General features: G+C 63.8%; 18 protein-coding genes, 1 tRNA gene and 1 pseudogene. 11 read left to right on the forward strand and 9 right to left on the reverse strand.

The window, feature by feature from the left end; translation table 11 throughout:
• Positions 1-181: 181 nt before the first annotated feature.
• Together cmk and aroA are read right to left on the reverse strand one after the other, a co-directional pair.
• Positions 182-820 carry a (d)CMP kinase gene (gene cmk, locus X268_RS32130; RefSeq protein ID WP_128928668.1) on the reverse strand — a complete coding sequence of 213 codons (639 nt, stop codon included), beginning with the start codon at positions 818-820 and terminating at the stop codon, positions 182-184.
• Positions 817-2,154 carry a 3-phosphoshikimate 1-carboxyvinyltransferase gene (aroA, locus tag X268_RS32135; protein ID WP_128928669.1) on the reverse strand — a complete coding sequence of 446 codons (1,338 nt, stop codon included), beginning with the start codon at positions 2,152-2,154 and terminating at the stop codon, positions 817-819. The genes cmk and aroA overlap by 4 nt, the downstream gene beginning before the upstream one ends.
• A gap of 158 nt (positions 2,155-2,312) precedes the next feature.
• Between aroA and X268_RS32140 the strand changes: the two genes are divergently transcribed.
• From X268_RS32140 to X268_RS32150, 3 genes and pseudogenes are all read left to right on the forward strand, one after another.
• Entirely contained in the window at positions 2,313-2,720 is a 408-nt protein-coding gene (locus X268_RS32140; protein WP_128928670.1) for a TIGR02300 family protein, read from the forward strand.
• Between the two features lie 97 nt (positions 2,721-2,817).
• Positions 2,818-2,893, forward strand: a tRNA-Ala gene (locus X268_RS32145).
• A 198-nt stretch (positions 2,894-3,091) separates the two neighbouring features.
• Positions 3,092-3,318, forward strand: a pseudogene (locus X268_RS32150) (GIY-YIG nuclease family protein).
• A gap of 17 nt (positions 3,319-3,335) precedes the next feature.
• Here X268_RS32150 and X268_RS32155 read toward each other — a convergent pair.
• Positions 3,336-3,797 carry a MarR family winged helix-turn-helix transcriptional regulator gene (locus X268_RS32155; RefSeq protein ID WP_128928671.1) on the reverse strand — a complete coding sequence of 154 codons (462 nt, stop codon included), beginning with the start codon at positions 3,795-3,797 and terminating at the stop codon, positions 3,336-3,338.
• A 153-nt stretch (positions 3,798-3,950) separates the two neighbouring features.
• Here X268_RS32155 and X268_RS32160 point away from each other — a divergent pair, with 153 nt between their 5' ends.
• The 8 genes from X268_RS32160 to X268_RS32195 all read left to right on the forward strand — a co-directional run bounded on the left by X268_RS32160 (position 3,951) and on the right by X268_RS32195 (position 11,249).
• Positions 3,951-4,376, forward strand: a complete 426-nt coding sequence (locus tag X268_RS32160) for an organic hydroperoxide resistance protein (protein WP_128928672.1) — start codon at positions 3,951-3,953, stop codon at positions 4,374-4,376.
• A gap of 178 nt (positions 4,377-4,554) precedes the next feature.
• Positions 4,555-5,760, forward strand: coding sequence for a CaiB/BaiF CoA transferase family protein (locus X268_RS32165; protein WP_128928673.1), 1,206 nt, complete (start codon positions 4,555-4,557; stop codon positions 5,758-5,760).
• A 220-nt stretch (positions 5,761-5,980) separates the two neighbouring features.
• Positions 5,981-7,297 carry a sn-glycerol-3-phosphate ABC transporter substrate-binding protein UgpB gene (gene ugpB, locus X268_RS32170; RefSeq protein WP_128928674.1) on the forward strand — a complete coding sequence of 439 codons (1,317 nt, stop codon included), beginning with the start codon at positions 5,981-5,983 and terminating at the stop codon, positions 7,295-7,297.
• Between the two features lie 47 nt (positions 7,298-7,344).
• Entirely contained in the window at positions 7,345-8,226 is an 882-nt protein-coding gene (gene ugpA, locus X268_RS32175) for a sn-glycerol-3-phosphate ABC transporter permease UgpA (protein WP_128928675.1), read from the forward strand.
• Entirely contained in the window at positions 8,226-9,074 is an 849-nt protein-coding gene (ugpE, locus tag X268_RS32180; protein ID WP_128928676.1) for a sn-glycerol-3-phosphate ABC transporter permease UgpE, read from the forward strand. The genes ugpA and ugpE overlap by 1 nt, the downstream gene beginning before the upstream one ends.
• A 13-nt stretch (positions 9,075-9,087) precedes the next feature.
• Positions 9,088-10,176 (forward strand): sn-glycerol-3-phosphate import ATP-binding protein UgpC, encoded by a 1,089-nt coding sequence (locus X268_RS32185; RefSeq protein WP_128928677.1) that lies wholly within the window; start codon positions 9,088-9,090, stop codon positions 10,174-10,176.
• Between the two features lie 324 nt (positions 10,177-10,500).
• Positions 10,501-10,926: an Hsp20 family protein gene (locus X268_RS32190; protein WP_024338612.1), complete on the forward strand. Its 426-nt coding sequence runs from the start codon at positions 10,501-10,503 to the stop codon at positions 10,924-10,926.
• 50 nt (positions 10,927-10,976) lie between these two features.
• Positions 10,977-11,249: a BQ00720 family protein gene (locus X268_RS32195; protein ID WP_035704148.1), complete on the forward strand. Its 273-nt coding sequence runs from the start codon at positions 10,977-10,979 to the stop codon at positions 11,247-11,249.
• A 111-nt stretch (positions 11,250-11,360) separates the two neighbouring features.
• Here X268_RS32195 and X268_RS32200 read toward each other — a convergent pair whose 3' ends face one another.
• The 6 genes from X268_RS32200 to lptB all read right to left on the reverse strand — a co-directional run bounded on the left by X268_RS32200 (position 11,361) and on the right by lptB (position 18,275).
• Positions 11,361-12,383, reverse strand: coding sequence for a glycoside hydrolase family 5 protein (locus X268_RS32200; protein ID WP_128928678.1), 1,023 nt, complete (start codon positions 12,381-12,383; stop codon positions 11,361-11,363).
• 14 nt (positions 12,384-12,397) lie between these two features.
• Positions 12,398-13,687: an O-antigen ligase family protein gene (locus X268_RS32205; protein ID WP_128928679.1), complete on the reverse strand. Its 1,290-nt coding sequence runs from the start codon at positions 13,685-13,687 to the stop codon at positions 12,398-12,400.
• A gap of 499 nt (positions 13,688-14,186) precedes the next feature.
• Positions 14,187-14,648, reverse strand: a complete 462-nt coding sequence (gene ptsN, locus X268_RS32210; protein WP_008141251.1) for a PTS IIA-like nitrogen regulatory protein PtsN — start codon at positions 14,646-14,648, stop codon at positions 14,187-14,189.
• A 224-nt stretch (positions 14,649-14,872) separates the two neighbouring features.
• On the reverse strand, positions 14,873-15,475 hold the full coding sequence (gene hpf, locus X268_RS32215; protein ID WP_128928680.1) for a ribosome hibernation-promoting factor, HPF/YfiA family: 603 nt from the start codon (positions 15,473-15,475) through the stop codon (positions 14,873-14,875).
• Positions 15,476-15,557: 82 nt separating this feature from the next.
• Complete coding sequence (gene rpoN / locus X268_RS32220) at positions 15,558-17,177, reverse strand: RNA polymerase factor sigma-54 (protein WP_128928681.1); 1,620 nt, start codon at positions 17,175-17,177, stop codon at positions 15,558-15,560.
• A 90-nt stretch (positions 17,178-17,267) separates the two neighbouring features.
• Positions 17,268-18,275 (reverse strand): LPS export ABC transporter ATP-binding protein, encoded by a 1,008-nt coding sequence (gene lptB / locus X268_RS32225; RefSeq protein ID WP_128928682.1) that lies wholly within the window; start codon positions 18,273-18,275, stop codon positions 17,268-17,270.
• Positions 18,276-18,301: the final 26 nt, after the last annotated feature.

Below are 18,301 nucleotides of genomic sequence, written 5' to 3' on the forward strand. Positions count from 1 at the left end.
AGCGACCGCTCGTTGCTCCGGCTGGCGCCGGAACAGCGGAAGCGGGCCGGCTGAGGCCCGCGCGTTCGATACGTGGAAATCTTGTGTCCGGAGCCTGGATCGCGCCGGTCCCGAAACGAGGGGCCTGGCGTATCGACCTCAAAGAGCGGGAGCGGGCACTTCCTCCAATGACGGCTGCGGCTTAACCCCGCGACCGGCCCGCTCGGACGGCCTCGATAATGTCGATGGCGGCCCGGACGCCGCCTTCTATATCCAGTTGAGAGTTATCTAGCAAGTAAGCATCGGGGGCCGGTTTTAAAGGCGCAATCGGCCTGTTCTGGTCGCGTTCGTCGCGCTGGAGGATGTCGGCAAGCACGGCCGCCTCGTCAGCCTTCTCGCCCCTCGCTTTGGCTTCCATGGTGCGACGCCGGGCGCGGACCTTGGGGTCGGCGACGACGAAGATCTTCACGTCGGCGTGCGGGCAGATCACGGTTCCAATGTCGCGGCCGTCCAGCACCGCGCCTGGCGGATCGGCCGCAAATTGCCGCTGGAAATTGATCAAAACCTCCCGGACCCGAGGGATCGCCGAGACGATCGAGGCGCCCTCGCCGGCCTTCTGGGTCTTCAGCGCAGGATTGCCGAACTTTTCGGGATCGAGCTCCAGCGCGGCCTGCACCGCAGCCGCCTCGTCCCGGAGATCATGACCTGATTGCATCAGGGCGTACGCCACCGCGCGGTAGATCACACCGGTATCGAGATGACGATAGCCGTAATGGTGGGCGAGACGCTTGCCGAGCGTTCCCTTCCCCGAGGCCGCGGGCCCGTCGATGGCGATGATCATGAAAACTCGGCCCCTAACGAACGCATCATCGGAATGAAATCCGGAAAGCTGGTGGCGATGAAGGCGGTATCGTCGACGCTCACGGGCTGGTCGGAAGCGCAGCCCATCACCAGAGCGGACATCGCGATCCGATGGTCCATATGGGTGGCGACCGTGCCGCCGCCGGGAACGTGACCGCGGCCCTCGACGATCAGATCGTCGCCGGAGATTTCGACCTTGACGCCGTTGCCCCGCAGCATGGCTGCGGTGGCCTCCAGCCGGTCGGATTCCTTGACGCGGAGCTCGTGCAGGCCGCGCATGATGGTGGTGCCCTCGGCATAGGAGGCCGCCACCGCCAGCACCAGATATTCGTCGATCATCGAGGGCGCCCGCTCCGGCGGCACCTCGACGCCGCGCAGTTTCGAGGCGCGCACGCGCAATTGCGCCATCGGCTCGCCGGCGTCCCCGCGGACCTCGCTTTCCTCAATGGAGGCGCCCATTTCGCGCAGCGTGATGAACAGGCCGGTGCGCAGCGGATTGGTCATGACGTCCGACAGGACGACATCGGAGCCCTCCGCGATCAGCGCTGCGACCGCCGGGAAGGCCGCCGAGGAGGGATCGGCCGGCACCACCACGGTGGCGCCATGGAGTTCGGGCTGACCCTTGAGCGTGATACGGCGGCCATGCACGCCCTCCCGCGCCGAGGCAATGTCGGCGCCGAAATGCTTGAGCATCAATTCGGTATGGTCGCGGCTGGCCTCGGTCTCGATGACGATCGTGGTGCCGGGCGCGGCGAGCCCCGCCAGCAGCACTGCCGACTTGATCTGGGCCGAGGCGACCGGGGTCGTGTAGGTGATCGGCAGCGGATCGCGCGCGCCCTGAAGGGTCAGCGGCAGGCGCCCGCCCTCACCGCCGGAGATGACCTTCGCACCCATCTTCTCGAGCGGATCGAGGATCCGGCGCATGGGCCGGCTGCGCAGCGAGGCATCGCCGTCGAACCCCGCCGCGATCGGGCAGCCGGCGACGGCGCCCATGACCAGCCGGCAGCCGGTGCCGGAGTTGCCGAAATCCAGCGGCGCCTTGGGCGCGGCAAAGCCGGCGACACCCACCCCATTCACCTTCCAGGCGAAATCGCCGGTCCGCTCGACCTTTGCGCCCAGCGCCTGCATGGATTTGGCGGTGTTGAGGACGTCCTCGCCCTCGAGCAGGCCCGAAATCCGGGTTTCGCCGACCGCCAGCGCGCCCAGGATAAGCGCACGGTGGGAGATCGACTTGTCTCCGGGCACCCGTACTTTCCCGGTCAGGGGCCCGCTGGCGCGAGACTGGAGCGGTCTCGGTTGATCGGAATGGGTCAAGATTGTGTCCTTGGATCGGCCCAATGGGCTGGCGCGCAGGTACCACATGGTCCGCGCCCCGTCACGAGCATGTCGTTCTCCTGTAATGCGCTATTGACAGCGGGCCGCCAACTAGCCAAGTGAAGCACCGCTTTTCAGACATTCCCAGGATTCCTGCCGTGGCCAAGTCCGAACTCGGAACCAAACGTATTTGCCCGACCACGGGCAAGAAATTCTATGACCTCAACAAGAACCCGGTGATCTCGCCCTATACCGGCGAGGTGGTGCCGATCGCCCCGATCGCGCCTGCGCGCGCGCCCCGGGGCGCCGAGGCCCGCAACATGGCCCAGGACAGCGCGCCGGAGCCGGCGGAGGCCGAAGAGTTGGTCTCGCTCGAGGAGGCCGACGCCGAGGAGAACACCGGCAAGGTCAAGGCCGTCGTGCCCGAGTCGGAGGACGACATCGAGGTCGACGAGACCCTCGACGACGATGATGACGACGATTCGACCTTCATTGCCGATGAGGAAGAGGGCGATGAGGACGTGACCGACATCATTGGTGATGTCGGAGGTGATGAAGAGACTTGAGATCAGTCCTGATCTGTGAAAAAGGGTTCACCGCGCGAGTCGCCTAGAGCGCTCGCCGGCCGGGACGGGTCCCCCAGGATCCTCCCATCTGGACTAAGGGGCCATAGCTCAGCTGGGAGAGCGCTTGCATGGCATGCAAGAGGTCGGCGGTTCGATCCCGCCTGGCTCCACCAGCCTTCGCTCGCTTCGCGAGCTTCGGCTGGGCAAGCCTAGGGAAGTCCCTCGTAGCGAAGTGGGCGAAGGCTGCCCCGCCATAGCCCGAAGGGCGGCGGCGGGCTGGAGCCGATATGCACGCTCCTTAAGCGACAGCAGGCTAGAACATCCAAAGCGTGTCTCGAAGCTGCTATCCTACCCTCCTGGGAGGAAGCGCGATGAAATACGTCTATATCCTCGAAAGCCTGAATTCTGAGCACTTCTACGTCGGCATCACCGACGATCTGCGGGCTCGCTTGACGAAGCATAATGCCGGCGAGGTGCCGCACACCTCGAAATACGGGCCTTGGCGAATTCGGACCTATTTCGCGTTCGATGACGCCGTACGAGCTGTCGCATTCTGAAATCTGGCTCGGAGCGAGCATTCGCGAAGAAGCATTTCTGATCGCGCATAGCCGCCCCCTACTCCCCAATCACCGCATTGAGCCGATCTCTCAGCGCGACGATCTCGTCTTTCATCGTCACCAGCTGCGACACCGAGCAGTCCGACGCCGCCAGGATCGACTGCGGCACGCTGCGCGCTTTCTCCTTGAGCGCATGGCCCTGCGCCGTCAGGGCGATCAGGACTTGGCGCTCGTCCTCGCTCGAGCGGGTGCGCTTGACGAGATGTGCGGCCTCGAGGCGCTTGAGCAGCGGCGTCAGCGTGCCCGAATCCAGGAACAGCTTCTCGCCGATGTCCTTGACCGGCACGTCGTCGCGCTCCCACAGCACCAGCATCACCAGATATTGCGGATAGGTCAGGCGGAGCCGGTCCAGCAGCGGTTTGTAGACGCGGTTGAAGGCATGCGCGGCGGAATAGACCGCGAAGCAGATCTGGTTGTCGAGCCGCAGCGGCGCGTCCGCTGCCGATGATTTTCGAGGCATGGAGACTCTCTCGGGATTTGTCTCATTCTGGCGCCGCGCGCCGGCACATTCAATTGCGAACAATTAAATGTGAAGCTCCGCAATTTCAATTGCACACAATCTAATTGCCTGCAATAAAGATCGCGCCCCCACCGAACCCTCAAGGAGACGACAATGTCCGTGAACGTCCTCTACAAGACCAGCGCCAAGGCCACCGGCGGCCGGGACGGCCATGCTGCAACCCTCGACGGCGCGCTCGACGTCAAGCTCACCACGCCGAAGGCGCTCGGCGGCGGCGGCGGCGCCGGCAACAATCCCGAGCAGCTGTTCGCGGCCGGCTATGCCGCCTGCTTCATCGGCGCGATGAAGTTCGTGGCCTCGCAGGGCGGCCCCAAGGTTCCCGCGGATGCCTCCGTCACCTCGACCGTCGGCATCGGCCCGCGCTCGGAAGGCGGCTTCGGGCTCGATATCGACCTCGCGGTCTCGCTGCCGGGCCTCGCCCGCGCCGACGCCGAGGCATTGGTCGCGAAGGCCCACCAGGTGTGTCCCTACTCCAACGCCACGCGCGGCAATGTCGATGTTCGCCTGACGGTCGTCTGACCGGACCGGCGGATTGGCTGGCCTGGGATCCCCCTCGGGCCGGCCGCTTCCGGCTGAATTTGCCATCGCGCGGCATGGCTGCGCGGCGGCGCATACGGCTCCACGCGAGGGCCCATTGCTGGCGCAAACAAACCTCGCTAGGCCTGTGATCAAATGACCGACACAGGGAAGCGAAGGTATGAGTTCTGAAGCCGCCACAGGTGCCATGAGCGGATTGCGCGTCATCGATCTCACGCGCGTGCTCGGCGGTCCCTACTGCACCCAGATCCTCGCCGACCATGGCGCCGACGTCATCAAGGTCGAGCCGCCCGCGGGCGACGAAGTGCGCGAATGGGGACCTCCCTTCCACGAGGAGGACGCGGCCTATTTCGTCGGCATCAACCGCAACAAGCGCTCCATCGGCCTCGACCTCGCCTCCGAGGGCGGCCGCATCGTGCTGCTCAAGATGCTGGAGACCGCCGACGTCCTGATCGAGAATTTCAAGCCGGGCACGCTGGAGAAATGGGGCATCGGCAACGACGTCCTCAGCAAGAAATTCCCGCGCCTGGTGCACTGCCGGATCTGCGGCTTCGGCGCCGACGGTCCGCGCGGCGGCAATCCCGGCTACGACGCCATCATCCAGGCCATGACCGGCATGATCGCCGCGACCGGCTCGCCCGAGAGCGGGCCGATGCGGATCGGCGTGCCGCTGGTCGACATCACCACGGGCCTTTATGCCGCGATCGGAATCCTAATGGCACTGTCGGAGCGGCAGCGCTCGGGCAAGGGCCAGTTCCTGGAGACCACGCTGTACGAGACCGGCCTTGCCATCATGCATCCGCACACCGCGAACTATTTCATGCATGGCAAGCCGCCCTCGCTCACCGGCAACGAGCATCCGAACCTTGTGCCTTACGCGATCTTCCCGACCAAGACCGACAACATCTTCATCGGCGTCGGCAATGACGGCACCTTCCGCAAGCTCGCCAAGGAGATCGGCAAGCCCGAGCTCGGCACCGATCCGCGCTTTGCCCGCAACAAGGACCGCATCGCCAATCGCGAGGCGCTGCGCGCCGAGCTGGCCGCCGTGTTCAGCCAGCACGAGGCCGAGCCGCTGTGCAATCGCCTGCTGGCAGCGGGCCTGCCCGCGGGGCCCGTGCAGAAGATCGACCAGGCGCTGACCAACGCGCACACGATCGCACGCGGCGACATCATCGAGAAGGACTGGTACAAAGGCGTCGCCTCGCCGATCCGGCTCGATCGCAGCAAGCCGAGCCTGCGCCGGCTGCCGCCGAAATTCAGCCAGCACGCGGCCGAGGTGCTCGGCGAGTTCGGCTACTCCAAGGCCGAGATCGACGCGATGGTCGCGAAGGGCACCGTCTGCGGCCCCGAGCGCAAGCGCTGAGGCCGCCACCTCCGTTCAACGAATGATGCCGCACTGCGGCGCGGGCACGATAGTGCAGCGCGAACGGAGGAGGCTGCCCGCAGCGTCTTCGCCTATTTGACGACTTCCCATTTAGCAGCGCTTGCTGCTTTCGTTTCTCCCGCTTACACAGTCATGTGAACGTCATATGGCGCTGCTAGCGCAAGCGCTTCTTTATTGACGGGCAAGGGAGGTTTTCTTGATGGCTCTTCGACATTTTGGCACCGCTGCTGCTGTTGCACTCGCGGTTGGTCTCGGCGCTTCGCCGGCGCTGGCCGTGACGGAAATCCAGTGGTGGCACGCGATGACCGGCGCCAACAACGACGTCATCGTCAAGCTGGCGAACGATTTCAACGCGTCGCAGACCGACTACAAGGTGATCCCGACCTACAAGGGCAACTACCCCGATACGATGAATGCCGGCATCGCCGCATTCCGCGCCGGCAACGCCCCGCACATCATGCAGGTGTTCGAAGTCGGCACCGCGACCATGATGGCCGCGACCGGCGCCGTGAAGCCAGTCTACAAGCTGATGGCCGAGACCGGCGAAAAGTTCGATCCCAAGGCCTATCTGCCCGCGATCACCGGCTACTACTCGACCTCGAAGGGCGAGATGCTGTCGTTCCCGTTCAACTCGTCGTCGACCGTGATGTGGGTCAATCTCGACGAGCTGAAGAAGGCCAATGTCGAGATCCCCAAAACCTGGCCCGACGTGTTCGCCGCGGCCAAGAAGCTCCATGACAACGGTCATGCCACCTGCGGCTTCTCCAACTCCTGGATCACCTGGGTCAATCTCGAGCAGCTCTCGGCCTGGCACAACGTGCCGCTGTCGAGCAAGGCCAACGGCCTCGACGGCTTCGACACCGTGCTCGAGTTCAATGGCCCGCTGCAGGTCAAGCATCTCGAGAAGCTGGTCGAGCTGCAGAAGGACAAGACCTACGATTATGCCGGCCGCACCAACACCGGCGAAGGCCGCTTCACCTCGGGTGAATGCCCGCTCTACCTGACCTCCTCGGCGTTCTTCGGCAACGTCAAGGCCCAGGCCAAGTTCAACTTCACGGCGGTGCCGATGCCCTACTACCCGGACGTCAAGGGCGCGCCGCAGAACTCGATCATCGGCGGCGCTTCGCTCTGGGTCATGGGCGGCAAGCCGGCCGACGATTACAAGGGCGTTGCAAAATTCCTGACCTTCCTCTCCGACACCGATCGTCAGGTCTACATCCACAAGGCCTCGGGCTATCTGCCGATCACCAAGGCGGCTTACGAGAAGGCCAAGGCCGAAGGCTTCTACAAGGACCAGCCCTATCTCGAGACCCCGCTGCTCGAGCTGACCAACAAGGAGCCGACCGAAAACTCGCGTGGTCTGCGCCTCGGCAACATGGTCCAGCTGCGTGACGTCTGGTCGGAAGAGATCGAGCAGGCGCTCGCCGGCAAGAAGACCGCCAAGCAGGCGCTGGATGCGGCCGTCGAGCGCGGCAACACCATGCTGCGGCAGTTCGAAAAGACCGCCGTAAAGTAAGACGATCAGCGGCAGGCCGTCAAAGCGGCCTGCCGCTCCGGGGCATCATGCAAAAGCAAGCCATTTTCCAATCCAAGCTGTTGCCTTACGCGCTGGTTGCGCCGCAGCTCGCGGTCGTCCTGATTTTCTTCTACTGGCCGGCCCTGCAGGCCGTGATCCAGTCCTTCCTGCTGCAGGACGCTTTCGGCCTGTCGACCAGCTTCGTCTGGTTCGATAATTACGTCGAGCTGTTCAGGGATGCCGCTTATTTCGAAGCGATCCTGCGCACCTTCTTCTTCTCGTTCGCCATCGCCGCGTCGTCGCTGTCCTTTGCGCTGCTGCTCGCCGTGATGGCGGACAAGCCGCTGCGCGGCTCGATGCTCTACCGGACGCTCCTCATCTGGCCCTATGCGGTGGCTCCGCCGGTGGTCGGCGTGCTCTGGATCTTCATGCTGCATCCGTCCCTCGGCGTGCTCTCGCGCTACCTGCGCGCCCTCGGCATCGACTGGAATCCGTTGCTCGATGGCGATCAGGCCGCAACGCTGATCATCATCGCCGCCGCCTGGAAGCAGATCTCCTACAATTTCCTGTTCTTCCTCGCCGGCCTGCAGAGCATCCCGAAGAGCGTGCTCGAGGCCGCCGCGATCGACGGCGCGCGCCCGATGCGGCGGTTCTGGACCGTGACCTTCCCGCTGCTGTCCCCGACCATCTTCTTTCTCCTGGTCGTCAACATCGTCTATGCCTTCTTCGACACCTTCGGCATCATCGACACCATGACCCGCGGCGGGCCCGGCAAGTCGACGGAGACGCTGGTCTACAAGGTCTATTCCGACGGTCTGCTCGGCGGCAATCTCGGCAGCTCGGCGGCGCAATCGGTGATCCTGATGATCATGGTCATCGTGCTGACGGGAATCCAGTTCCGCTTCGTCGAACGCAAGGTGACGTACTGATGGTCGAGGAAGAGGGCTTCCGGCGCTACGTCGCCCATTTCATCCTCTGGATCGGGATCGCGATCGTCGCGTTCCCCGTCTACATCGCGATCATCGCTTCGACCCAGGAGAACGCGCTGATCGCGAACGGGCAGATGTCCCTGCTGCCGGGCGGTCATTTCTTCGAGACCTACTACCAGACGATCTTCGTCGGCACGAGCGGCTCGACCCGCGAGCCGGTCGGCAACATGATGCTGAACTCGCTGGTGATGGCGCTGATGATCGCGGTCGGCAAGATCGCGATCTCGATCATCTCGGCCTATGCGATCGTGTATTTCCGCTTTCCGTTCCGGATGCCGATCTTCTGGCTGATCTTCATCACCCTGATGCTGCCGGTCGAGGTGCGCATCTATCCGACCTACAAGATCGTCGCCGACCTGCACATGCTCGACAGCTATGCGGGCCTGGCGCTGCCGCTGATCGCCTCGGCCACGGCGACGCTGCTGTTCCGCCAGTTCTTCATGACCGTGCCGGACGAGCTATTGGAAGCCTCGCGCATCGACGGCGCCGGCCCGTTGCGCTTCTTCTGGGATACGCTGCTGCCGCTGTCGCGCACCAACATGGCGGCGCTGTTCGTGATCCTGTTCATCCTCGGCTGGAATCAATATCTCTGGCCGCTGCTGATCACCACGCGCGACGACATGCAGACCATCCAGGTCGGCATCCGCAAGATGATCACCACCACAGACGCGCTGACCGAATGGCCGATCGTGATGGCGACCGCCGTGCTGGCCATGCTGCCGCCGGTGTTCGTCGTCGTTGTCATGCAGAAATTGTTCGTGCGCGGACTGGTCGAGACCGAGAAGTAACAAGTGAGTTTTCATGGCTAATGTCACCCTGCGCAATGTCCGCAAGACCTATCTCGGCGGCTTCGAGGCCATCAAAGGCGTCAATGTCGATGTCGGCGACGGACAGTTCTGCGTGCTGGTCGGACCAAGCGGCTGCGGCAAGTCGACCTTGCTGCGCATGGTCGCTGGCCTCGAGACCGTCACCGGCGGCGAGATCGACATCGGCGGCAAGGTCGTCAATCAGGTCGAGCCCGCCGATCGCGACATCGCGATGGTGTTCCAGAACTACGCGCTCTATCCGCATATGAGCGTCTACAACAACATGGCCTACGGCCTGCGCAACCGCGGCATGGCCGAGGCCGAGATCAAGCCCCGCGTCGAGGAAGCCGCGCGCGTGCTCGAGCTGTCGGCGATGCTGGAGCGCAAGCCGCGCCAGCTCTCCGGCGGCCAGCGCCAGCGCGTCGCGATGGGCCGCGCCATCGTGCGGCAGCCGAAGGTGTTCCTGTTCGACGAGCCGCTGTCGAATCTCGACGCCAAGCTGCGCATCGCGATGCGGGTCGAGATCCGCAAATTGCAGCGCCGGCTCAACACGACGTCGATCTACGTCACCCACGACCAGCTCGAGGCGATGACGCTCGCCGACATTCTCGTCGTGATGAACGGCGGCCAGGTCGAGCAGGTCGGCAATCCGCTTGATATCTACGAGAGGCCGGCGACCACCTTCGTCGCCTCCTTCATCGGCGCGCCGCCTATGAACTTGATGTCGACGCGCCCGGAGGAGATCCGGTCGCAGCTCGCCGGCAGCAACGCAGCAGACGCCGGCATCCTCGGCATTCGCCCGGAAGATTTCGTCATCACCGACCAAACCCCGGCCGGCGGCGTCGCCTTGCCGCTCACCGTCGAGGCGATCGAGCGCGTCGGCGCCGAAACCTTCGTCTACGGCTCGCGCGAGCAGGAAGACCAGCGCGTCGCCGCCACCCCCGGCGAGCTGCCGCCGGGCGAGGTCATCGTCCGCATCCCCGGAACCGAGGCCCCCGCCATCGGCGCAAGAATCCGGGTCGCGGCGGTACGGGCCAAGCTGCATCTGTTCAGCGCCGACGGCCGGAAGCGGCTCGAAGCCTGAGCATTCAGGGGACCGATCGACAAAACTGCGAAAACAACCCCATGCACAGTAGAGGGGGCTCTGTTTTCGTTGGAGAAATTTGCTTCGAAAATCGTCGCACCGATACCCGTCGTTCAGCGCCGCCCAATTGCCGACGGGGCGTTCGGAGACATGGCTGACACGTACGCCATGGCAAACTGGACGGGCGCGGCCGACATGGGCCCATCCACAGCCTCCCGGCTACGTCCTTGAACCACAACAGGGATATGCCCATATTGCTGATCAAGGGGTGCCGCGTGCGGGCCCTGATGCACCAAAGTCGCTTCTGCGAGGACTTTGTAAACTATGTCTCGTGTTCCAACGTTATCCAGTCCGTTCCTGCTGGGCTTCGACGAGATTGAGCGCGTGCTCGATCGCGTCGTCAAAGGCGCCGACGGCTACCCTCCCTACAATATCGAGAGGTGTGACCGCACGGACGGCCAGCCCGAGCGCTTACGCATCACGCTGGCGGTCGCCGGATTTACGCGCGACCAACTCGATGTAACCATTGAGGAAAACCAGCTCGTGATCCGCGGGCGGCAGCAGGACGACAAGACCCGGCAATACATCCATCGCGGCATCGCCGCGCGCCACTTCCAGCGCACCTTCGTGCTGGCGGAGGGGATGCTGGTGCTGGGTGCGGATTTGAAGAACGGGCTGTTGTCGATCGATCTGGCCCGGCCTGAACCGGAGCGGATCGTTAAGACAATCGCTATCAATGAGCACGAATAATGGAACGAGTAGCGGACTCGACCGCTTAGTGTTCCAGAGGAGTCGAGACCATGAGTGAAGGTCACGTTGCGTTCGAATATGAAGCCAAGAACGTCTCTCCGGAGACGCTGGCAACCCTCGGCGAAGGCCATATCGCCTATGTGAAGCAGATCCGTTCCGAGGACGTACCGGACCTGTTCCCCGAGGCGCCCAAGATTGCGCCGGGTCTCAAGCTGTTCGCGCTCCACGCCGCCGACGGCACGCCGATCATGCTGACCGACAGCCGCGAAGCCGCGATCGCCAACGCCTGGAGCAACGAGCTGCAAGCCGTGAGCGTGCACTAAGCGCACGCGTCGCACGAAGAGAGTTTCCAGCGGGCATGCCTTCTTGCGAAGGCGTGCCCGTTCTCATTTGAGCCATGGCGTGCCTGCGATGCGGCACAACCGCAGCGCGTTTCAGCGTTCACCCCGCATCAACGCCCGCAGGATGTCCGGCTTCCAGGTTTGACGCGCGCTGTCGAAGGCGGCGAAGTCATGGTCGAACTGCCAATAGCCCCACGCCCAGCCAAGCCGCTCCGCGCTTCGCGCCACGAACGACAGATATCTCGTTCGTGCTTCGGCCGGAGCGGCCTCGTAGACGCCGAACTCGCCGAGATAGATCGGGCGCTTCTCCCGTTGGGACCAGAGCCGAATCTTCTCGAAATCGGCGCGAGCCTTACGTTCGTCCTCCGGAGAGCCCCAATCAAGTGGCCCGAGTCGCGAGAAGGTCGGCGACCACGGTGCTCCCTGATGGGTGAAGCGTAGCGGCGCGTAATAGTGGAACGTGACGATGAGGTTTCGGTCGGCGGGCGGCAGGATCAGATCCTCGACCGGCATGTCATCGACGTTGAGAACCGCTGCAATGACCGTCCGCCCGGGGTTGGTGGCGCGGATGATGCCGAGACACTCGTCCAGAAGGACGTTCCAGCCGGCCGATGTCATCTGTCCGCCCGGCTCATTGAGCACCTCGAAGATGAGCGTCGGGTATCTTCCGGCATAGCGCGCGGCGATTTGCGTCCAGAACGCTTTCAGTTTCTCGGCGCATCCGGAGACGTCACGCTGACAGACATGGGTATCGTGCTCGTCGAGGACAGGGATGAGGTTCCGGGCGAGCACTTCCTCGATCACAGCGTCGAGGCGCTTCAAGACGGCTTCATCCAGCAGATTCCCCGGTCCCATGAACTTGAAGCCGAAGAAGTTGATGCGGACGTGCGAGAAGCCGGCGTTTCTGATCGCGGTGAGATTGTCGAGACGAAACGGCGCGTCCTGGCCGCCCTCCCAGATGCCGTCATAGCCAAGAACGTTGATGCCTCGTCCCAATCCGCCCGAGATGCGTGCGGCGCCCTGCCCGGCTGCGGCGGCTTGAGAGCAGATGGCGAGGATGGATATCGCCACGGCGAGACCGAAAGTCGCCGACCAGCGGGCGCAGGCCCCATTCATCCTGATTGCATCCATCATTGCTGCAGGCCCTGCTGGGGCACCGGCCTGCACGTCGCGAAGAAGAATGCGACGAGAAGCACCGAGGTGAACATCGTCGAACGCAGGAACATCGTTTCCGTGAAATTCGATTGAAAGCTCAGGACCACGAAGCCGAGGATGAGAGCGCAGTGGCCGCGATCAATCGACCGCGTGGCGATCAGATACAAGACCTTTTCCGAGAACAGATAGACGCTCGCAGCGAACAGCACGTAGCCCAGGAATCCCGTTTCGATGGCGACTGCGATGTAGCCGCTATGATAATTGTCGAGCACCCAGCCATGGTTCTGGTTGAAATAGTCGTATATCGGCGCGCGCGTCCAGAACCCGTTAATGCCGAAGCCCAGCAGAGGCGCATCGTTGAAATGGCTGATGGCGTACTGCCAAATGAAGGTCCGCTCCGTCAGATCGATTGTGGTTTCGCCGATATGGATGGAATCGTAACCCGTCACGTAGAAGTACAGAAACAGCACGGCCGCAAGAATGCACATGATGAATGGCAGCACCGCATAGATTTTCATGCAACGAATCGACCACATCGAGGTCAGGAGCAACCCACACGCGGCAAATGCGACGGCGCCGGCCCCACGCGATTCCGAGGCGATGACGCACGTCGAGGCCAGGAGAAACATTGCGAGAAAAATGGTCCATCCCTGTCCCGTCATCTTCCGATAGCAGGCAAAGAACATCAAATAGGCACTGATGAACCCGAGCGTCTGCTTGGATTCGTAGATTCCCTGCCACTGCCCATTGTGCATCCAGCTGTCGTCGACGCCGATCTCGGGCACGAAGATCGCAACCAACGTCGAGGCGGCGACCAATATGAAGAGCCCCAGCGCCGTCGATCCCGTGATCTCGTCGATGTCGATCCGCGTGATGAGGCAGTATGCACCGAAGGTCGTGACCACGAGGGCCGCGCTCTTCATGATCGCTGCGGCGGACAGATTGGTCCAGAGAACGGAAACGGCCGCGAGCGCATAGAATGCGACCAGCGCGATGAGATCGGGATTGGGCTGCACGCGCATGCGTGGACGCACGAAGGCACTGGCGTAGATCAGGATGACCCACATCAGGAGCGCAACGGCCTGTTGCACGTAGCTCCATTCGGCGCGAAGCAGCGCGGGGTGGAAGACACCCATCGACGCAATCACATTGACCGTGATCGAGCCGCGCATCACGTTTCTGGCCAGCTTTTCCACCCCGACGCTGGGCGCTTCCCAGATCGCAGTTTCGTCCACCTCGGAATCGTCGGTGTGCAGGCTGCTCATGAGCTGACCGCCTGAAGCACCGCGAATCTTTCCTCACCGCGGATCACGAGCGCCTTCGCACGCGCGACGTTCCCGGGACCCGCGCCGCCAGCCGGCCTCAATTCGCTCGGCGTCACTTCGAGCAAATGCGCGGTCCGGATCGAGCGATATCGATGAACGGCCGTTCGTCGCCGGCGGCAATGCCACCACTGAATGGACCGCTTGGGCCTGTCGCAAGGTGCAGAGCTGTTCGACGCCGCCCTGCCGCCGGGTATCCGCCGGTCGAGGCCTGGCCCCCAGAGCCGCTCTCTCGCCGCGGCCGCGAGGCGCAACGGCGTCATTCCATTCCCAGTCACGTCCGTTCAGTCCACAACTTCGAACGGCTCTTAGCGGATTTTGGCGCCGCCCAATGTGCCGTGCGTCTCAAGCGGGAAGATTTTCGTACCTTCTACCTTTGAGATCAAGGCGACATGACGGGACGCTGCCCGCATAATCCTTACCAGGCGAGAAGGACGGAACGTTACGCCGCGGTGGCCGGCGGTAGCGCCAGCACCGAATAGATCGCCTGGGCGTCGCGGGAGGCGCGGAGCTTCTTGGCAATGTCCTGGTCGCGCAGCAGGCGGGCGATGCGGGCGAGCGCCTTGAGGTGGTCGGCTCCGGCGCCTTCGGGGGCGAGCAGCAGGAAGACGAGATCGACCGGCTGGCCGTCCATCGCCTCGAAATCAATCGGGCGGTCGAGCCGTGCGAACAGGCCAAAGATCTTTTCGAGCTTGGGCAGCTTGCCGTGGGGGATGGCAACGCCATAGCCGACCGCGGTGGTGCCGAGCTTCTCCCGCTGCAGCAGCACCTCGAACACCGAGCGCTCATTCTGCCCGGTCAGCTCGGCGGCCTTGGCCGCGAGCTCCTGCAAGGCCTGCTTCTTGCTGTTGACCTTCAATGCCGGGAGAATCGCCTCGGGTGCGACCAGATCGGTAATCGGCATGGAAGGTTTCCGAGGTGAATTAGACCGTCAGGTTCCGAATTGGCCGGCTTGGAAAGAAACCACGCCGGGCCGGCGCAAGAAGGTGAAGCAGGAGGAGGACTTAGCCCCGATCCTGATGTGGGGCGCTTCTACTCCAACGCAATCCCGGTGCCAACTGCCGCGTACGGCTTTGCCCCGGTCATTGTTAAGGCCGGGGATCATACGGGGGCTCCCCGGTTTCGGCCCTAGCTGCCCGCCTTGCCGTCCGGTCTGGCACCCGGCGGGTCGATCCAGCCCACATTGCCGTCAGCCCGGCGGTAGATGATGTTCACCCGGCCGCTGGAGCCATGCTGAAATACCAGGCAGGGGGCGCCGCTCAGGTCGAGTTCCATGACCGCCTCGCTGACCGACAGTGGCTTCAGCGAGGTGGTCGCCTCGGCGATGATGACGGGGCTGTAGCCGGTGACCTCGTCTTCGCCCTCGGGCGCCTCGAGCACGTAGCTGGTGGCATCGAGCGCCGCCATCGCCTCGGAGGCGACATGGGCCTTGCGGGCGGAGCGGTCCTTGAGCCGGTTCTTGTAGCGGCGCAGCCGCTTCTCGATCATCAGCAGCGCCTGGTCGGCGCTGGCATAGGCATCCGGCGCGTTCGAATCGGCCTCCAGCGTGATCCCGGAATCGAGGTGCAGGGCGCAGTCGGTGCGGAAGCCGAAGCCGTCCTTGCTGAGCGTGATGTGGCCGGAATAATTGCCGTCGAAATATTTGCGCAGCACCTCGTCGGTACGGTCGGCAACGCGGCCACGCAGGGCCTCACCGACGCTGATGCTCTTGCCCGAAATCCGGAGGGTCATGGATGCCTCGCTTGGTTTGCTTGCCTAGCTTGGACCGGTCGCAACGGGGAGCCGAGAGTAGCGCGATTTCGCGCCGGCGCAATCAGGCCGGTTCGGTGTTGCGGGAACGATCGGACAATGCGGTGGAGAGGACGTTACCAAGAGCGCTCTGCTTGTCGCGGCGGCGTTGCACCGAGGAAGGAATGCGCATGGCTTCGCGGTACTTCGCGACCGTGCGGCGGGCAATATCAATGCCCGAGGCGCGCAAGCGTTCCACGATGGTGTCGTCCGACAGGATCGCCGTTGGCTCTTCGGAATCGATCAGCTGCTTGATGTGGTGGCGCACGGCTTCGGCCGAATGCGCTTCGCCCCCGTCGGCCGAGGCGATCGAGGCCGTGAAGAAATATTTCAATTCAAACGTGCCGCGATTGGTCGCCATGTACTTGTTGGCGGTGACGCGCGACACCGTGGATTCATGCATCTGGATGGCGTCGGCGACGGCTTTCAGGTTGAGCGGCCGCAAATGCGCCACGCCGTGGGTGAAGAAGCCGTCCTGCTGGCGCACGATCTCGGTTGCAACCTTCAGGATGGTGCGGGCGCGCTGGTCGAGCGCGCGCACCAGCCAGGTCGCGTTCTGCAGCGCGTCGGTGAAATAGGACTTGTCGCCGTCCTTGCCGACCTTCTTCGACAGCTCGGAATAGTAGGTCTGGTTGACCAGCACGCGCGGCAAGGTGTCGCTGTTGAGCTCGACATGCCAACCGCCGTCGGGACCCGGGCGGACATAGACGTCGGGCACCATGGTCTGCAAACGTGCCGAGCCGAACTTCATGCCGGGCTTGGGATTGAGGCGGCGGATCTCGCCGATCATGTCGGCGATGTCCTCGTCGTCGACGCCGCAGATCTTGCGCAGAGCGGCGATGTCGCGCTTGGCGAGCAGGTCGAGATGTTCGACGAGCGCCTGCATCGCGGGGTCGTAGCGGTCGAGCTCGCGGAGCTGGATCGCCAGGCACTCACTCAGATTGCGCGCGCAGACGCCGGGCGGATCGAACTTTTGCAGCACGGCGAGAACGTCCTCGACGTCGGCCTGCGATGCGCAAAGCCGTTCGGCGGCCTGGCCGAGATCGCCCGGCAGATAGCCGGCCTCGTCGACGAGATCGATCAGGTACTGGCCGATCATGCGCTGCGCCGGCGCGGTGAAGGCCACCGCGAGCTGCTCGGCGAGATGGTCCGACAGCGTTGTCTCGGCCGCGACAAAAGCTTCGAGATTGTAGTCTTCGTCACCCGAGGCGCCGCCGCCCCATTCGGTATAGGTGGTCGGCGCTGCGTCCTGTGCGTTGCGTGCCGCGGCCTCGGCGGGGTCCTCGGAGAAGACGTTGTCGAGGCCCGTGTCCAGGGTCTGCTCGATCTCGGCGCGGGTGCCGAGATCCTTGCTCATCCATTCTTCCTGGCCCGGCTCGAAGCCTTCCGCGCTGCCGCCAAAGCCGTCATCGCCGCCCTGGCCGCCGGATTCGTCGCGATCAGCGAACTGGCCCGCTTCGGCCGAGGCTTCCGCCGGACCCTCGTCGCTGGCCCGTTCCAGCAGGGGGTTACGTTCCAGCTCCTCTTCCACGAACGTCGTGAGATCGAGATTGGACAATTGCAGCAGCTTGATCGCCTGCATCAGCTGCGGCGTCATCACCAGCGACTGCGACTGCCGGAACTCTAATCTCTGCGTGAGTGCCATGAAGCAAGAACCGTTCCCAAAAATTGGTCCGATTTTTGCTTATCCTAGTCCGAGCCCGATGTACACGCCTTGACGAAACGCAAAAACGGGCTAGAGGCGGAATTCCTCGCCAAGGTAAAGGCGGCGCACGTCCGGATCGGCCACGATCTCATCCGGGCTCCCCTCGGTCAAGATTTCACCGGCATAGACGATATAGGCGCGATCGGTGAGGCCGAGCGTCTCGCGCACATTGTGGTCGGTGATGAGCACGCCGATGCCGCGATTGGTGAGATGGCGGACGAGGTCCTGAATGTCGCCGACCGCGATCGGGTCGATGCCGGCGAAGGGCTCGTCGAGCAGCATGTAGTTCGGACGCGTCGCCAGCGCACGCGCGATCTCGACGCGGCGCCGCTCGCCGCCGGACAGCGCGATCGACGGCGATTTGCGCAGCCGCGTGATGTTGAATTCATCGAGCAGGGAATCGAGCTGCTGCTCGCGCTTCTTGCGCGAGGGCTCGACCACTTCGAGCACGGCGCGGATGTTCTGCTCGACGGTGAGGCCGCGGAAAATCGAGGCTTCCTGCGGCAGGTAGCCGATGCCGAGCCGTGCGCGCTGATACATCGGGAGCCTGGTGACGTCGTGGCCGTCGAGCTCGATCGCGCCGCGATCGGCCTTGATCAGGCCGGTGATCATGTAGAACACGGTGGTCTTGCCGGCGCCGTTCGGGCCGAGCAGGCCGACCGCTTCGCCGCGTCGCACATAGATGCTGACGCCGCGCACCACCTGGCGACTGCCGAAGGCCTTTTCCACGCTATGCACAGCCAGGAAGCCCGGCCGCTTCAACAGCTGCGGCCCGCCTATGCCATTGGATTTGGCGGTGTTCCGCAAGGGGTGAACGGCCTGCGGGCGCGGCTCTGCCTGATAGTCGGCTTGATAGTCACCCTGGAACTGATCGGGCGCACGCATCGCGCGGTCACGGGCCATCGGCGGCGCGTCCCGGATCGGGCTGGTCACGAGTCCCCCGACGCTGTCACCGAGCGCGGTGATGTCCTGACGGGCAAATCCTGGCCGGCCGCGCTTGGCGGGGCGCCGACGGAACATGCTGAAGAGATCGACCATCCCCGCCTTCTAGCCTTTCGCGACGA

Origin of the sequence: Bradyrhizobium guangxiense (assembly GCF_004114915.1) — a bacterium.
GTDB lineage: Bacteria > Pseudomonadota > Alphaproteobacteria > Rhizobiales > Xanthobacteraceae > Bradyrhizobium > Bradyrhizobium guangxiense.

Coding starts and splice junctions, on each gene's coding strand:
- ugpB (WP_128928674.1), top strand. CDS start 5,981: ATGGCTCTTCGACATTTTGGCACCGCTGCTGCTGTTGCACTCGCGGTT.
- lptB (WP_128928682.1), bottom strand. CDS start 18,275: ATGGTCGATCTCTTCAGCATGTTCCGTCGGCGCCCCGCCAAGCGCGGC.
- cmk (WP_128928668.1), bottom strand. CDS start 820: ATGATCATCGCCATCGACGGGCCCGCGGCCTCGGGGAAGGGAACGCTC.
- X268_RS32195 (WP_035704148.1), top strand. CDS start 10,977: ATGAGTGAAGGTCACGTTGCGTTCGAATATGAAGCCAAGAACGTCTCT.
- hpf (WP_128928680.1), bottom strand. CDS start 15,475: ATGACCCTCCGGATTTCGGGCAAGAGCATCAGCGTCGGTGAGGCCCTG.
- ptsN (WP_008141251.1), bottom strand. CDS start 14,648: ATGCCGATTACCGATCTGGTCGCACCCGAGGCGATTCTCCCGGCATTG.
- X268_RS32205 (WP_128928679.1), bottom strand. CDS start 13,687: ATGAGCAGCCTGCACACCGACGATTCCGAGGTGGACGAAACTGCGATC.
- X268_RS32190 (WP_024338612.1), top strand. CDS start 10,501: ATGTCTCGTGTTCCAACGTTATCCAGTCCGTTCCTGCTGGGCTTCGAC.
- X268_RS32185 (WP_128928677.1), top strand. CDS start 9,088: ATGGCTAATGTCACCCTGCGCAATGTCCGCAAGACCTATCTCGGCGGC.
- X268_RS32155 (WP_128928671.1), bottom strand. CDS start 3,797: ATGCCTCGAAAATCATCGGCAGCGGACGCGCCGCTGCGGCTCGACAAC.
- X268_RS32160 (WP_128928672.1), top strand. CDS start 3,951: ATGTCCGTGAACGTCCTCTACAAGACCAGCGCCAAGGCCACCGGCGGC.
- ugpA (WP_128928675.1), top strand. CDS start 7,345: ATGCAAAAGCAAGCCATTTTCCAATCCAAGCTGTTGCCTTACGCGCTG.
- rpoN (WP_128928681.1), bottom strand. CDS start 17,177: ATGGCACTCACGCAGAGATTAGAGTTCCGGCAGTCGCAGTCGCTGGTG.
- X268_RS32165 (WP_128928673.1), top strand. CDS start 4,555: ATGAGTTCTGAAGCCGCCACAGGTGCCATGAGCGGATTGCGCGTCATC.
- ugpE (WP_128928676.1), top strand. CDS start 8,226: ATGGTCGAGGAAGAGGGCTTCCGGCGCTACGTCGCCCATTTCATCCTC.
- X268_RS32200 (WP_128928678.1), bottom strand. CDS start 12,383: ATGAATGGGGCCTGCGCCCGCTGGTCGGCGACTTTCGGTCTCGCCGTG.